This is a genomic window from Ruegeria sp. CDSC068 (genome assembly GCF_059610545.1).
Genome location: NZ_JBXWNV010000004.1, coordinates 361,606 through 375,542 on the forward strand (window position 1 = coordinate 361,606; position 13,937 = coordinate 375,542).

11 protein-coding genes are annotated in these 13,937 nt (G+C 59.8%); 7 read left to right on the plus strand and 4 right to left on the minus strand.

The window, feature by feature from the left end; translation table 11 throughout:
• Nucleotides 1-16 precede the first annotated feature (16 nt).
• Both AC2FID_RS11070 and AC2FID_RS11075 read left to right on the plus strand, forming a co-directional pair.
• Nucleotides 17-1,357 carry a M16 family metallopeptidase gene (locus tag AC2FID_RS11070; protein WP_282170221.1) on the plus strand — a complete coding sequence of 447 codons (1,341 nt, stop codon included), beginning with the start codon at nucleotides 17-19 and terminating at the stop codon, nucleotides 1,355-1,357.
• The gene (locus AC2FID_RS11075; RefSeq protein ID WP_496836819.1) at nucleotides 1,354-2,658 is read left to right on the plus strand and encodes a M16 family metallopeptidase; all 1,305 of its coding nucleotides are present in this window, start codon (nucleotides 1,354-1,356) and stop codon (nucleotides 2,656-2,658) included. The genes AC2FID_RS11070 and AC2FID_RS11075 overlap by 4 nt, the downstream gene beginning before the upstream one ends.
• A 6-nt stretch (nucleotides 2,659-2,664) precedes the next feature.
• On the opposite strand, the gene AC2FID_RS11080 is transcribed toward AC2FID_RS11075, so the two are convergent.
• The 4 genes from AC2FID_RS11080 to deoC form a co-directional block, all read right to left on the minus strand.
• Nucleotides 2,665-3,396: a cyclic nucleotide-binding domain-containing protein gene (locus AC2FID_RS11080; RefSeq protein ID WP_496836821.1), complete on the minus strand. Its 732-nt coding sequence runs from the start codon at nucleotides 3,394-3,396 to the stop codon at nucleotides 2,665-2,667.
• Nucleotides 3,397-3,483: 87 nt separating this feature from the next.
• Nucleotides 3,484-4,299, minus strand: a complete 816-nt coding sequence (locus tag AC2FID_RS11085) for an SDR family oxidoreductase (protein ID WP_282152338.1) — start codon at nucleotides 4,297-4,299, stop codon at nucleotides 3,484-3,486.
• A gap of 24 nt (nucleotides 4,300-4,323) precedes the next feature.
• On the minus strand, nucleotides 4,324-6,657 hold the full coding sequence (locus tag AC2FID_RS11090) for an aldehyde dehydrogenase family protein (RefSeq protein ID WP_496836823.1): 2,334 nt from the start codon (nucleotides 6,655-6,657) through the stop codon (nucleotides 4,324-4,326).
• A gap of 11 nt (nucleotides 6,658-6,668) precedes the next feature.
• On the minus strand, nucleotides 6,669-7,667 hold the full coding sequence (gene deoC / locus AC2FID_RS11095; RefSeq protein ID WP_282152340.1) for a deoxyribose-phosphate aldolase: 999 nt from the start codon (nucleotides 7,665-7,667) through the stop codon (nucleotides 6,669-6,671).
• A gap of 198 nt (nucleotides 7,668-7,865) precedes the next feature.
• Between deoC and AC2FID_RS11100 the strand changes: the two genes are divergently transcribed.
• From AC2FID_RS11100 to mutL, 5 genes are all read left to right on the plus strand, one after another.
• Nucleotides 7,866-8,819 carry a metal ABC transporter solute-binding protein, Zn/Mn family gene (locus AC2FID_RS11100; protein ID WP_496836873.1) on the plus strand — a complete coding sequence of 318 codons (954 nt, stop codon included), beginning with the start codon at nucleotides 7,866-7,868 and terminating at the stop codon, nucleotides 8,817-8,819.
• Nucleotides 8,820-8,822: 3 nt separating this feature from the next.
• A complete protein-coding gene (locus tag AC2FID_RS11105; RefSeq protein ID WP_058274943.1) occupies nucleotides 8,823-9,626 on the plus strand; it encodes a metal ABC transporter ATP-binding protein in 804 nt (267 codons plus the stop codon).
• Nucleotides 9,627-9,629: 3 nt separating this feature from the next.
• Nucleotides 9,630-10,835, plus strand: a complete 1,206-nt coding sequence (locus AC2FID_RS11110) for a metal ABC transporter permease (RefSeq protein WP_496836825.1) — start codon at nucleotides 9,630-9,632, stop codon at nucleotides 10,833-10,835.
• A complete protein-coding gene (locus AC2FID_RS11115) occupies nucleotides 10,832-11,761 on the plus strand; it encodes a metal ABC transporter permease (RefSeq protein WP_496836116.1) in 930 nt (309 codons plus the stop codon). Before AC2FID_RS11110 ends, AC2FID_RS11115 begins: the two co-directional genes overlap by 4 nt.
• 282 nt (nucleotides 11,762-12,043) lie before the next feature.
• A complete protein-coding gene (gene mutL / locus AC2FID_RS11120) occupies nucleotides 12,044-13,894 on the plus strand; it encodes a DNA mismatch repair endonuclease MutL (RefSeq protein WP_496755530.1) in 1,851 nt (616 codons plus the stop codon).
• Nucleotides 13,895-13,937 lie beyond the last annotated feature (43 nt).

A 13,937-nucleotide genomic window follows, 5' to 3' on the forward strand; every position in this document is an offset into this window, starting at 1 on the left:
AAACGGAGGACGCCCTATGGTTCGGGCCCTGGCATTGTCGGCAGCCCTGATGGCCGCAACCCCTCTTGCTGCAAGCGAGGGGCACGAAGCGGTCACGACCTTTACGTTGGACAACGGCATGGATGTCGTCGTGATCGAGGATCACCGCGCCCCTGTTGTGCAGCATATGGTCTGGTATCGCGCAGGGTCAGCAGATGAGCCCGTGGGATCATCGGGCGTAGCGCATTTCCTGGAACACCTGCTGTTTAAAGGCACTGACACTTTGGCCCCGGGCGAATTTTCCGCCACCGTTGCGGCCAATGGCGGCACCGACAACGCGTTTACGTCGTATGATTATACCGCGTATTTCCAACGCGTTGCCGCCGACCGGCTGGAATTGATGATGCGGATGGAAGCGGATCGGATGCGCAATATTCGCCTGAGCGAAAATGATATTGTCACCGAGCGCGACGTGATCCTTGAGGAACGCAATCAGCGCACCGATAACAGCCCGCGCGCCCTGTTTGGCGAACAGATGAGCGCGTCGCAGTATCTGAACCATCGCTACGGCGTGCCAATCATCGGCTGGCGGCACGAGATGGAAACGCTGGACATGGAGGACGCGCTGTCCTTCTACCAAACCCATTATGCGCCCAATAACGCCATTCTGGTCGTCACCGGTGATGTCGAACCTGACGAGGTCAAATCGCTGGCCGAGCAGTATTACGGCGTGATCCCCGCCAACCCTGACCTGCCCGAACGGGTCCGGTCGCAGGAACCGCCGCAAACGGCAGAACGCCGTCTGACATACAAAGACGCGCGCGTGTCGCAGCCCTATGTGCAGCGCAGCTACCTGGCACCCGAGCGTGATCCGGGCGAACAGGAAAAAGCGGCTGCTCTGTTTTTGTTGGCAGAACTGTTGGGCGGAAGCACGACATCCTACCTGAACGAAAAGCTGCAGTTCGAGCAGCAGAAGGTTGTCTACACCGGGGCGTTCTATCGGGGTGTCTCGCTGGATGATACGACCTTTGACCTGATCGTCGTCCCGGCTGCAGGCGTTTCCCTGCAGGAGGCCGAAGATGCAATGGATCAGGTGGTTGCCGACTTCATTGCTGAGGGTGTGAACGAAGAAGACCTTGACCGGATCAAGATGCAGCTGCGGGCGTCTCAGACCTATGCGCGCGACAATGTGGATGGGATTGGCAACCGCTATGGCCGCGCGCTGACCAGCGGCCTGACAGTTGAGGACGTGCAGGCCTGGCCCGATATTCTGCAAGCTGTCACTGGGGATGAGATCATCGCCGCTGCCCGCGAGGTAATACAACCGGAAACATCGGTCACCGGCTGGCTAATGCGCGATGACGAGGTGACGCAATGAAACGGATATTCGCAACCCTGATCGCGTTCGTTGTCGCTCTGCCCGCGTGGGCCGATATCGAGATCGAAGAGGTTACTTCTCCTGGTGGTATTACCGCCTGGCTGGTCGAGGATCACTCGATCCCCTTCACCGCGCTGGAGCTGCGTTTCCGCGGCGGCACATCGCTGGATGACGCGGACAAACGCGGTGCGGTCTACCTGATGAGCGGCCTGATTGAAGAAGGCGCAGGTGACATGGATGCCCGCACCTATGCGCGTGAGCTGGAATCGCTGGCGGCCTCGTTCCGGTACGGTGCAACCGATGACTCGGTGTCGATCACCGCGCAGTTCCTGACCGAGAACCGGAACGACGTGATCGACTTGCTGCGCACCACCATTCACGAGCCGCGCTTTGATCAGGATGCGGTGGACCGGGTAAAGGCGCAGGTGCTGTCCGGCCTTAAATCCGATCAAACCGACCCGAATGACATTGCGGGTCGTAACTTTGCCCAAATGGCATACGGCGATCACCCTTACGGCACCGAAGGTAAGGGTACGATCGAAAGCGTGACCGCCCTGACGCGCGATGACGTGGTCACCGCCTATCAGGATGTCTTTGTCCAAGACCGGATGTATGTCGGCGCAGTGGGTGACATCACCCCCGAAGAGCTGGGCGCGTTGCTGGATAAACTGCTGGCCGACCTGCCAAAAACTGGAAAGCCGATCCCTGAACGTGCCGATGTGTCCATCCCCGGTGGTGTCAGCGTTGTCGAGTTCGACACGCCGCAATCTGTGGCCCTGTTCGGACATGCCGGCATTGACCGCGATGATCCCGATTTCTTTGCCGCCTTTGTCCTGAACCACATCCTTGGCGGGGGCGGGTTTGAAAGCCGCCTGATGCAGGAAGTGAGAGAGAAGCGTGGCTTGACGTATGGTATCGGCACTTATCTGGTGCCCAAGGACCTGGCCTCGGTCTATCTGGGATCCGTGTCGTCCAGCAATGATCGCATTGCAGAAGCGGTCGAGGTGATCCGCGACGAGTGGGCCCGTGCCGCGTCCGAAGGTGTAACCCAAAAAGAACTGGACGATGCCAAAACCTATCTGACGGGCGCTTACCCGCTGAGGTTTGATGGCAATGGCCAGATCGCGGGGATCATGGTCGGGATGCAGATGGAAGACCTGCCCATCGACTATATCGCCACCCGCAACGACAAGGTGAATGCGATCACGCTGGAAGAGATCAACCGGGTCGCCAGCGAATTGCTGGACCCTGAAGGGCTCCACTTCACCATTGTCGGTAAGCCCGAAGGTCTGGACGGCTAAACCCGATCAGGCCGCGACTGGCTGTTTCTGGGCCCGAAGCGTATGCTTGTTACTGCTCAGAAGCTTTTGCCGCGCGTGCCTGAAATGTGCGGCTTTAAGCGCGTCGTCGATATGCCGGTTGCGGCGTAGCAGGCGCGACAGACGGAAATTGTCGAACACCAGGCAGGTTGTCGGCTCTGAGGCGATGACGGTGGCCGTTGCGGGTAGGCCAAGGCCGAATGTCAGCTCTCCCAGTGTCTCGTCCGAGCCGCAAATATTGATGACCTGACCATTTTGAAGGATGGTTGTTCGCCCGCTCAGGACATAGCCAAGGAAATCTGTTGTTCTGGTTTCTTCGATCAGAATGTCGCCCTTGGCGAACTCCTGAACCGATGCAGTGTTCAATAGCTTTCGGGCGTGATGCGGTTTCAGTGACCCAAGATGATGCAAGATGAACTGGCGCTCGGCTGCGGAAAAGCGAATGAGATGCCGCGACAGGTATCCGCGCAGCAATCCGATGACCGAGATCGCGATATAGGCCAACTGTATGATCGAACCGGCAAGATTGAATTCTTCAACCATGCTGATCAGAACGCAGCTTGCGGCAACGATAACCAGAACAGGGTAGAGTACGCCATTGCCGCGGACTATGCCGATTTGCAGTAAAAAGTAGTTCAGAATGTAAAGGCCAGCCCCGGCGACGCCGACCATCGTGGCCAGTTCGACAAACTCGGTGAACTCAAATGGACTATTTAGCATGTAAGGACCCACCCTCGCAATGAATGGGTCCTACGCTGCGTCAATCACGTGAAGCCGTAAATGAACAACTTCACAGGTTAATGGCCGTTATGAGCGTGCTTTCGCCTGCGCGCGTAGCATTTGTCCCATCATCTGGCCGAACTTGCCCGAACCACGCTGGTACAGCGCGCCGTCTACGGCCAATACTGTGCCGCTGATATAGCTGGCCAGATCGGAGCTTAGGAACATACAGGCATTCGCGACGTCCTGCGGCTGACCCCAACGGCCCAGGGGGACGTCCTTGCGCAGCGCTTCTCCGGCATCTGGCGTAGGGGCCAAACGCTTGGCCCCTTCGGTACCCTCGATAAAGCCCGGCACGACCGAGTTCACGCGGATACCCTCGACACCCCATTCCATCGACAGGGTGCGGGTGATCTGATCCACGCCCGCCTTGGCGGCACAGACATGGGCCTGGCCTTCGTAAGGCAGATAGGATTGCGGGGCCGAAATGTTGATGATGCTGGCACCCGGACGCTTGAGGAAAGGATAGGCCCCCTTCATCACGTGGATCGTGCCCATCAGGTCGATATCGATCACGGTCTTGAAGGCGTTGACTGACATTTCGGCCGCCAAAGCCGGGAAGTTGCCCGCCGCGCCCGATACCAGCACGTCGAAGTCACCGAGCGCGTCGTGGAACTGTTTCAGCCCGTCCGCCACGGCCTCTGGGTCGCGCACGTCAAAGGTCGCACCGATGGCGTCCTGTGCGCCCGCTTCTTTCAGCGCGGCAACGGTGTCATCGACCTTTTCCTGCGATCTGCTGGCGACCGCCAGTTTGGCACCCGAGGCCGCAAAAGCTTCGGCAATGCCGCGATTGATACCGCTGGTTCCGCCGATGACGACGATGGTTTTTCCTGAAAAGTCCATGTAGGCCTCCCTTGGCGGGGAGCCCTACTCGCCGTAGGGCACCCAGATGTTTTTGACTTCGGTCGCAGCCTGCAGGAAGCGGCGGGAATGGTCCACGCCCCAATCGATTGCCGTCGCGTTATTCACCCAGGTCCGTTTCAGGTTCCCGGCCGAGACGACCTCGATCTCTTTCGACAGGTCGGTGGAAGAGAACGACCAGACCGCATCGACGTTCAGGTGCGAGGCCAGCGGTTTCGCCAGTTCCGCGTGGCTGCCGGTCAGGATGTTGACCACGCCAGCGGGGACGTCCGAGGTTTCGAGGATTTGGTAGAAATCGGTAGCCGCCAGCGGGTAGGGCTCCGAAGCCACCAGAACTGTCCGATTCCCCATCGCAATCGCCGGGGCCATGGCCGAGACCAGACCCAACAAAGGCGCCTCATCCGCACAAAGCGCGCCGATGACACCCACGGATTCCTTCATGGCAATCGCCACGCCACGGATGGGAACGCCGTGCACCTGACCGTCATATTTGTCGGCCCAAGCGGCGGCGGAGAACAGGCGTTGGATTGAAGCTTGGACCTCTTTCGCACCGTCTTTCTTGCCGGTCATTGCGTCGATGCGAGCGGCAAACTCGTCGGCGCGAGCCGAGAGGTTTTCGCCGATGTAATACAGGATCTGTGCCCGCAGATGGCCGGTGGTCTTGGACCAACCTTTGGCCCCTGCCGCAGCTTCAACCGCATTGCGGACGTCCTTGCGATTGGCGAGGCCCACGTGGCCCAACAGCCCGGATTTACCCCAGACGGGTTTCGAATAGCCGCTATCGGGCCGTGCCTGCTTGCCTCCGACATACATCTTGGCGGTACGGTCAATCGGATCGACCGGAGAGCCCTCGCCGATGGCCGCTTCGACCTTCGCCAACGGCTTAGCTTTGCCTTTGAGCCTGGTATAGGCCGTCAGCCCTTCCCAGCCGCCTTCACGGCCAAAGCCGCTTTCGCGCACGCCGCCGAAACCAGCGGCCGCATCAAACAGATTGGTGGCATTAACCCAGACGACACCCGCAACCAGCTTGGGCGCGATATCCAGTGCAAGGTTTACATTCTCGGTCCACACGGTCGCAGCCAACCCGTAACGGGTGTTGTTGGCCAGCTCCACCGCCTCTTCCGGCGTGCGGAAGGTTGAGGACACCAGCACCGGGCCAAAGATTTCTTCCTGCATCAGCGGGTCGGAAGTTTCGAGGCCCGAGATCAGCGTGGGTGGGTAATAACATCCGTTCGCAGGCAGATCGCACGCGGCTTGGTGCACGTGACCAGCGGTGTTGCTTTCGACCATGCTTTTGATGGTTTGCAGTTGGACCGGGTCTACAACCGCGCCCACATCAATGCATTTATCCAGCGGATCGCCGATGCGCAGCTTGTCCATCCGTGCGCGCAACTTGTCGTGAAAGCGATCAGCGATGCCTTCCTGCACCAACAGGCGCGAGCCCGCACAGCAGACCTGCCCTTGATTGAACCAGATCGCGTCGACCAGACCTTCGATGGCACTGTCGATATCGGCATCATCAAGGACGACGTAGGCCGACTTGCCGCCCAGCTCCAATGTCAGTTCCTTGCCGGAACCCGCGGTTGCTTCACGGATGCGGCGGCCCACAACGGTCGAGCCGGTAAAGGCGATCTTGTCCACGTCCGCGTTCACGATCATCTCGCCCACGGCGCCGTCACCAGTGACGATGTTGACTACGCCTTTGGGCAGCCCGGCCTGTGTGCAAATGTCAGCAAACAGAAGTGCGGTCAGCGAGGTGTACTCGGCAGGTTTCAAAACCACGGTGTTGCCCATCGCAAGTGCCGGCGCAATCTTCCACGCCAGCATCAGCAACGGGAAGTTCCACGGGATGATCTGCCCGCAGACGCCCAACGCCTCAGCATCGGGCAGTTCGCTTTCCATCAGCTGCGCCATGCCCGCGTGGTAGTAGAAATGTCGCTGCGCCAACGGGATGTCGATGTCGCGTGATTCACGGATCGGCTTGCCGTTGTCGAGGCTCTCAAGCACTGCAAACAGGCGCGAATGCTTCTGCAACAGGCGCGCGATGGCATAGAGGTACCGCGCACGGGCTGCACCGCCCAGCTTCTCCCATTTCGGTTGCGCCTTTCGGGCGGCAGAAACGGCAGCATCCACATCGGCCTGTTTGGCCTGCGTCAGCTTGGCCAAAACCTCTCCGGTCGCCGGGTTGCGGCTGTCGAACCCTTTGCCGGGTTTGGTGAACGCACCATCGATATAGTGACCGAACTTGTCGCCCTGATCGACCAGCCAGGCCAGAGCCTCGGCGGCGCTTTCGGGGGCAGGGCCGTAATCCATGGTTTCGAATATCTCTTTGACTGTCATTGTTTTTGTCCTCAGCCCATGGAGTGACGGTAACCGGCGGAGTATGCGCCAGTTACATAGTGTTCCAACTGCCGCTCGATATCGCCCAACAAGGACGACGCGCCAAAACGGAACAGGTCCGGCTCCAGCCAGCGGTCGCCCAGTTCGTCCTTGATCAGCGACAGGTAAACCAGCGCGTCCTTGGCTTTTGAAATCCCGCCCGCAGGTTTGTACCCGACCCGGTATCCGGTGCGGTCATAGTAGTCGCGGATTGCACGGATCATCACCAAAGACACAGGCAGGGTGGCGTTGACGCTTTCCTTGCCGGTCGAGGTCTTGATGAAATCCGCCCCGGCCATCATGCAGACCAGCGAGGCGCGCGCGACATTGCGCAGGCTGCCCAGTTCGCCGGTGGCAAGGATGGCTTTGACATGCGCATCACCGCAAGCCACGCGGAAAGCCTTCATCTCATCATACAATGCCTGCCAGTCACCCGACAGGACATGGCGGCGCGAGATCACGATGTCGATCTCTTCGGCCCCGGCCTTTACGCTTTCTTCGATCTCGGCCACGCGCAGATGGAATGGCGATAAACCAGCCGGGAAGCCGGTGGAAACCGCGGCAACAGGTATGCCGGTGCCATGCAGCGCGTCTGCGGCGGTTTCGATCATGTCGTGATAGACGCAAACGGCCCCGGTTGTGATAGGCGGCATATCCAGCGCCTTCAGAACCGAAGGTGCAACGGGTTGCCGTGCCTTGGCACACAGACGGCGGACTCGACCAACCGTGTCGTCACCCGACAGGGTGGTCAGGTCGATCATCGTGACCGCCTTTAACAGCCATGCGGCCTGATACTCTTTCTTGACGGACCGACGACCGGGCAGGGTCGCGGCGCGGCGTTCAATGGCCGAAGTATTGACCTGCACGGCGCGTACCCAGTCCAGATCAAGATCCATGCCGGGGTTTCTGGGCTCGGTCACTTGCGGCAGATGCGCGGTGCGCACGGGGCTTTCTGAGCTCTGCGTTTCCATCTTCACATCCTTTGGGAGGTTTGCGCCAAATTCGCACGGCTTGACGCTAATTGGAAGGCATAGCGGCCTTCCGCGTGCAATTTTTTTGACCAAATGGACAAATTTGAGGTTTTCTTGCGAATAATTCGCAATAGCGTTGACTTAGTTGCGAATGGTTCGCATATTCATTCTCAAGAGGATACCTAAATGGGGTCAGAAATGATTCGTCGTAGTTTTCTTGCGGTTTTGGCTTTTGCCGCCGCTTTGCCGGTCGCGGCATGGGCCGAGGCGCCGCTAAAGGTTGTTGCCACCACGGGCATGATCGCTGATGCGGCACGTCAGATCGGTGGCGATCAGGTTGAGGTCAAGGGCTTGATGGGCCCGGGCGTCGACCCGCATGCCTATCGTCAGACCCGCAGCGACATCGTTGCTATGACCCGGGCGGATCTGATCCTGTGGCACGGTCTTTACCTTGAAGCGCAGATGGAAGACTTCTTCCATGATCTCGGACGTAAACGTCCGGTCGTGGCTGTGGCCGAAGGTGTCGATAAGTCCAAACTGCGCGCGCATGACGACTATGCCGATAAGTATGACCCGCATGTATGGATGAGCCCGGCCGTTTGGCGCGATGTTGTGGTCGAGGTTCAAGAAGCCCTGACAGAGGCCCGCCCCGAGGCTGCTGATTTCTTCGCCGCGAACGCGCAGACACATCTGGCCGAGATTGATCAGTTGGAAGCCTACGGCAAACAAGTGCTGGCCGACGTACCGGAAAACAACCGTGTGCTTGTAACGGCGCATGACGCCTTTGGCTATTTCGGTGAGGAATACGGCTATGAGGTGCTTGGTATACAGGGCATCTCGACCCAGTCTGAGGCTGGTCTGAACCGGATCGGCGAACTGGTCGATACCTTGGTAGATCAGCAGCTGACGGCGGTGTTTGTCGAAAGCTCGGTTTCTGATCGGTCCATGCGTGCGCTGATCGAAGGTGCTGCGGCCAAAGGTCATGATGTTGGCATCGGCGGAGAGCTGTATTCCGACGCAATGGGTGAACCGGGCACCTATGAAGGCACGTATATCGGGATGCTGGATCACAACATCTCTGTGATTGCCGGAGCGCTGGGCGCAGACGTGCCCGAACGCGGCATGAACGGCAAACTGTCGGCGGGGTCTTGAACGATGCTGTCGCTGGCTGCGCATCAGGGTGCTTCGGTTGCTGAAAAAATTACGAAGGACTGCCCGCTGGCCATTCGCGGTCTGACTGTCTCATACGGTCAGAAACCTGCCGTGTTTTCGGTGGATATGACCGTGCAACCCGGCGCGATGACGGCGATCATCGGACCAAACGGGGCGGGGAAGTCTACGCTTCTGAAGGCGGCGCTGGGCATCGTTTCGCCCCTGTCCGGGCAGGTGTCCGTCTTTGGTGAACCGCTGGAGAAACAGCGTGCAAGAATTGCCTATGTGCCGCAACGCGCAAGCGTCGACTGGGATTTTCCGACGCGCGTGATTGATGTTGTGTTGATGGGTCTGTCCCGCGAGTTGGGCTTGCTGGGTCGTGTCCGTGCCCGGCATATGTCCCGGGCCATGGACTGTCTTAACCGGGTCGGGATGCGCGATTTTGCCGATCGTCAGATTGGTCAATTGTCCGGCGGCCAGCAACAGCGCGTTTTTCTTGCCCGTGCTCTGGCGCAGGATGCTGATCTTTACCTGTTGGATGAGCCATTCGCAGGTGTCGATGCAGCGACGGAAAAAGCAATCATCGCAGTGCTGAAGTCGCTGAAAGAGGCTGGCAAAACCGTCGTGGTCGTGCATCACGATCTGGCCACCGTGACTGATTATTTCGACCATGTATTCCTGATCAATACCCGCAAGGTGGCTGAGGGAACTGTGGCCGAGGCCTTTACCGCCGAAACCCTGCAATCGGCGTATGGCGGCCGTCTGGCAACAGCCCAGATCGACCAGATTTCACGCGCATTGGGGTAAATCATGCTTTGGGATGCTCTGACCCTTCAGCTGGGCTATAACGCCACGCTGGTCGCGATTGGTGCGACCTTACTGGGTATATCCGCTGGTGTGACGGGCACGTTCTTGTTCCTGCGCAAACGCGCGCTGGTCAGCGACGCAATCAGCCACGCGACTCTGCCCGGCGTCTGCCTTGGGTTCATGGTTTTGGTCGCCCTTGGCGGCGATGGGCGCACCCTGATCGGTCTGCTGGCCGGATCGGCGATGTCGGCCTGGGTTGGATTACTTTGCATGAACTGGCTGACACGCCACACACGACTGGCCGAGGATGCCGCCATTGGTGCCATCCTGTCGGTGTTCTTCGGTTTTGGCATCGTGCTGTTGACCGTGATCCAAACCATGGGCGTCGGTCGTCAGGCCGGGTTGGAAGGGTTCCTGCTTGGCTCGACCGCAGGGATGTTGTGGGCCGATGCGCTGGTCATCGCAATCGGTGGGGCAGCGACGCTGTTGCTGGTCATGATCATCCGCCGACCTATGACCATGGTGGCTTTCGACCCGGAATACGCCGCTGCCCGGGGGCTGCCGGTGCACCGGATTGATCTGGCGATGATGGGGCTGGTCATGGCAGTTACTGTGGTGGGCCTGAAAATTGTCGGGCTAATCCTGATTGTGGCGCTGCTGATCATCCCACCTGTCACGGCGCGGTTCTGGACGGACCGCTCGGACCGCGTGGTGCTGCTAGCTGGACTGGCCGGAGGGTTGGCGGGCTATCTGGGGGCGGCGATGTCGGCCTCGGCCCCCAATTTGCCCACCGGCCCGATCATTGTTCTGGTCAGCTTTGGCTTTTTCGCACTGTCCCTGTTACTTGCGCCTGTTCGGGGTGTTCTGGCAGCGGTTCTGCGGCAACTGCGGTTCCAGCGTCGGGTTCACATTCGGCAGGGTCTGCTGGCACTGGCGCAAGGGCAAAAGATCTATGAGCCGTTGACCTTGCGCCTGTTGCGGCGTGCCGGTTTTGCGCGGGCAGATGGCGTGGCCACCGAAATCGGCAAAACCCGGGCTGCCAAGGCGCTGTGGGATGAAAAGCGCTGGGAAATCGTCAGGGCCGATCAGATGCATGAGGCAACGGCAGCGCTCTATGACGGGTTGCGGGACATCGAAACCGTCCTGACCCAAGATCAGATCGCCGAGATCGACCGCCAGATCGGCGGCCCGCAGGAGGTTCCGGCATGAACGGTGAAGAATTCGTACCCCTGTCTTTGACACCCTTGCTGATCGGCACGTTTGCCGCCATCGCTTGCGCTTTGCCCGGGAACTTCCTGGTCCTGCGCAAACAGGCCCTGATCGGGGATGCGATCAGCCATGTGGTGCTGCCGGGTATTGTCGTGGCCTTTCTGCTGACCGGAACGATTTCAACCTGGCCAATGATGCTGGGCGCCGCGGGTGCGGCGGTGGTGGCCGTGGTTCTGATCGAAGCCGTCAGGCGGCTGGGGCAGATCGAGGCGGGTGCCGCGATGGGGGTGGTTTTCACCACGATGTTTGCTGCTGGTGTGCTGCTGTTGGAACAAACCGATACCTCGACCGTGCACTTGGATGTTGAACATGCGCTGTATGGCAATCTGGAAAGCCTGATCTGGTTGGACGCTGTGGGCTGGTCTTCGGTGTTGGATCCTGTGGCGCTGGCGGGGTTGCCGCCGGAATTGCCTCGGATTGCGCTGACTTTGCTGGGGGTATCTGTCTTTGTATGGCTGTTCTGGCGGCCGCTGAAAATTTCCACCTTTGACGAAGGGTTCGCGCGCACCATTGGTGTCCGGACCGGAGTTCTGGGCATGGCCCTTGTGATCACGGCAGCTATTGCCGCCGTGGCGGCATTTGACGCCGTGGGTTCGATCATTGTGATTGCCATGTTTATCTGTCCCCCGGCGGCGGCGCGCATGATGACCAACCGGCTCGAAACCCAGATCGCGTGGAGCATCGTCTTTGCCATCCTGTCGGCTGTCTCCGGGTACGTGCTGGCTGGATATGGTCCGCTCTGGCTGGGGGCGGCGGACGCAGTCAGTGCAGCGGGCATGATCGCAACGATGTCTGGTCTGATCCTTGCGTTTGCGGCTTTGTGGGGGCCATGCCGGACCCGGGCGAGTGCACCCGGGACCGCGTGACCCGGCATTTTCCCGCCGCTGGGCCTTGTGCGGTATCGGCCAAACTTCGCCACCCGACTTGAGGCCCAGAGAGTCTTCGCATCGTGAAACCGTATTCGTGGTATGAATTGACCCATTGATTATTGGATGACCACCACTCACTCCGGATCGTTCGAGCAATCGCGCCCAGACTGGCCGCAAGTCTAGGCTGGCAAGGTGCGATTGTTCGAACGCCCCCTCCTCACACTAAATGCAAGCCAAAGCGGTGGCAGAATCGTGCGCGAATGTGCTAGTTCTGGTGGTATGGCGCAGGCACACCCCAATATCAGCGAAAATCGACCGGTCATCCGGCAACTTGACGACGCAGCAATCAACCGTATTGCGGCAGGCGAGGTTGTTGAACGTCCGGCTTCTGCAGTCAAGGAATTGGTGGAAAATGCCATCGACGCAGGCGCAACCCGCGTCGCGATCGACATTGCCGATGGGGGTAAGACGCTGATTCGCGTCACCGATGATGGCTGTGGGATTGCTGCTGAGGATCTGCCATTGGCCTTGTCGCGCCATGCGACTTCGAAAATCGACGGGTCTGATCTGCTGAATATCCACACCTTCGGGTTTCGGGGTGAGGCGCTGCCTTCGCTCGGCGCCGTCGGGCGCCTGACCATTACCAGCCGGGTGCCGGGGGGCGAGGCGGCTTCGGTCCATGTGGCGGGTGGTCGGATCGAGGCGGTGAAACCTGCCGCCTTACGTGCTGGCACAGTGGTCGAACTGCGCGATCTCTTTTTCGCAACGCCTGCGCGATTGAAATTTATGCGCACCGACCGGGCCGAAGCCCAGGCAATCTCCGACACCGTCAAAAGGCTGGCCATGGCCGAGCCTGCGGTGACTTTCACTTTGCGTGACGTCTCTGGCGGTGGAGAAGGGCGCGTGACCTTCCGCGCTGACCGCGAAAATGGTGATCTGTTCGACGCACTGCATGCCCGGCTGGCCCGCGTTATAGGGCGCGAGTTTGCTGAAAATGCCCTGCAGATCGATGCCACGCGCGAGGGGATCCGGTTGTACGGTTACGCCGCCTTGCCAACCTATTCGCGCGGTGCGGCGGTGGCGCAGTATCTGTTCGTCAATGGTCGTCCTGTGCGCGACAAGATGCTGACGGGCGCGCTGCGGGCGGCCTATTTCGATTTCCTCAGCCGGGATCGTCATCCGGCAGCAGCATTGTTTATCGATTGCGATCCGACATTGGTCGACGTGAATGTGCATCCGGCAAAGTCCGAGGTCCGGTTCCGCGATCCGGGCGTCGCGCGCGGGTTGATCGTCTCGGCCCTGAGGCACACGCTGGCCGAGGCCGGGCACAGGGCCTCCTCCACAGTGGCCAATGCGACACTGGGCGCGATGCGTCCTGAACCCGCACAGCCTACGCCTGCGCGCGTTTATCAGATGGACCGACCTTCGCCATCTGCACGGCAGGCGGCGTATCAAGCGCAGGCGCCGGGGTTCGCCGAGCTGTCACAAGATTACAGCGGCAACGTGGTCGAGCCGGGCCCTGTGCCAACCGCCGAGGCTCCGGTTGAAGACCTGCCTTTGGGCGCGGCACGTGGGCAGGTACATGAAAACTACATCATCGCCCAAACCGCAGACGGCATGGTGATCGTCGATCAACATGCGGCACATGAGCGGCTGGTTTATGAAAAGCTCAAAAAACAGATGGCCGAGAGTGGGGTTGCTGCGCAGGCGCTTTTGATCCCGGAAATTGTTGAACTGTCCGACAGCGATTGCGCGCGCTTGATGCAGGTGGCTGATGATTTGACGAACCTGGGGCTGACCATTGAACCTTTCGGCGGCGGTGCCATCGCGGTGCGTGAAACTCCTGCCATTCTGGGAGAGGTGGACGCGCGGGCGATGATCCTCGATATCCTCGACGAACTGGCCGATCAGGGCGAAAGCCAGACCGTGCAGGCGCGGATTGAGGCGATTCTCAGCCGGGTGGCCTGTCATGGGTCGGTCCGGTCGGGTCGCCGTATGCGGGCCGAAGAAATGAACGCCCTTCTACGGGAAATGGAGGCCACGCCCCATTCCGGTCAGTGCAACCACGGGCGGCCGACTTATGTGGAATTGAAGCTGAGCGATATCGAGCGATTGTTCGGCCGCAGTTGATCCATTGGCTTGGTTGGGCTATGGAGAATAAAACAAGAACACC

Coding starts and splice junctions, on each gene's coding strand:
- AC2FID_RS11070 (WP_282170221.1), top strand. CDS start 17: ATGGTTCGGGCCCTGGCATTGTCGGCAGCCCTGATGGCCGCAACCCCT.
- AC2FID_RS11075 (WP_496836819.1), top strand. CDS start 1,354: ATGAAACGGATATTCGCAACCCTGATCGCGTTCGTTGTCGCTCTGCCC.
- AC2FID_RS11080 (WP_496836821.1), bottom strand. CDS start 3,396: ATGCTAAATAGTCCATTTGAGTTCACCGAGTTTGTCGAACTGGCCACG.
- AC2FID_RS11085 (WP_282152338.1), bottom strand. CDS start 4,299: ATGGACTTTTCAGGAAAAACCATCGTCGTCATCGGCGGAACCAGCGGT.
- AC2FID_RS11090 (WP_496836823.1), bottom strand. CDS start 6,657: ATGACAGTCAAAGAGATATTCGAAACCATGGATTACGGCCCTGCCCCC.
- deoC (WP_282152340.1), bottom strand. CDS start 7,667: ATGGAAACGCAGAGCTCAGAAAGCCCCGTGCGCACCGCGCATCTGCCG.
- AC2FID_RS11100 (WP_496836873.1), top strand. CDS start 7,866: ATGATTCGTCGTAGTTTTCTTGCGGTTTTGGCTTTTGCCGCCGCTTTG.
- AC2FID_RS11105 (WP_058274943.1), top strand. CDS start 8,823: ATGCTGTCGCTGGCTGCGCATCAGGGTGCTTCGGTTGCTGAAAAAATT.
- AC2FID_RS11110 (WP_496836825.1), top strand. CDS start 9,630: ATGCTTTGGGATGCTCTGACCCTTCAGCTGGGCTATAACGCCACGCTG.
- AC2FID_RS11115 (WP_496836116.1), top strand. CDS start 10,832: ATGAACGGTGAAGAATTCGTACCCCTGTCTTTGACACCCTTGCTGATC.
- mutL (WP_496755530.1), top strand. CDS start 12,044: ATGGCGCAGGCACACCCCAATATCAGCGAAAATCGACCGGTCATCCGG.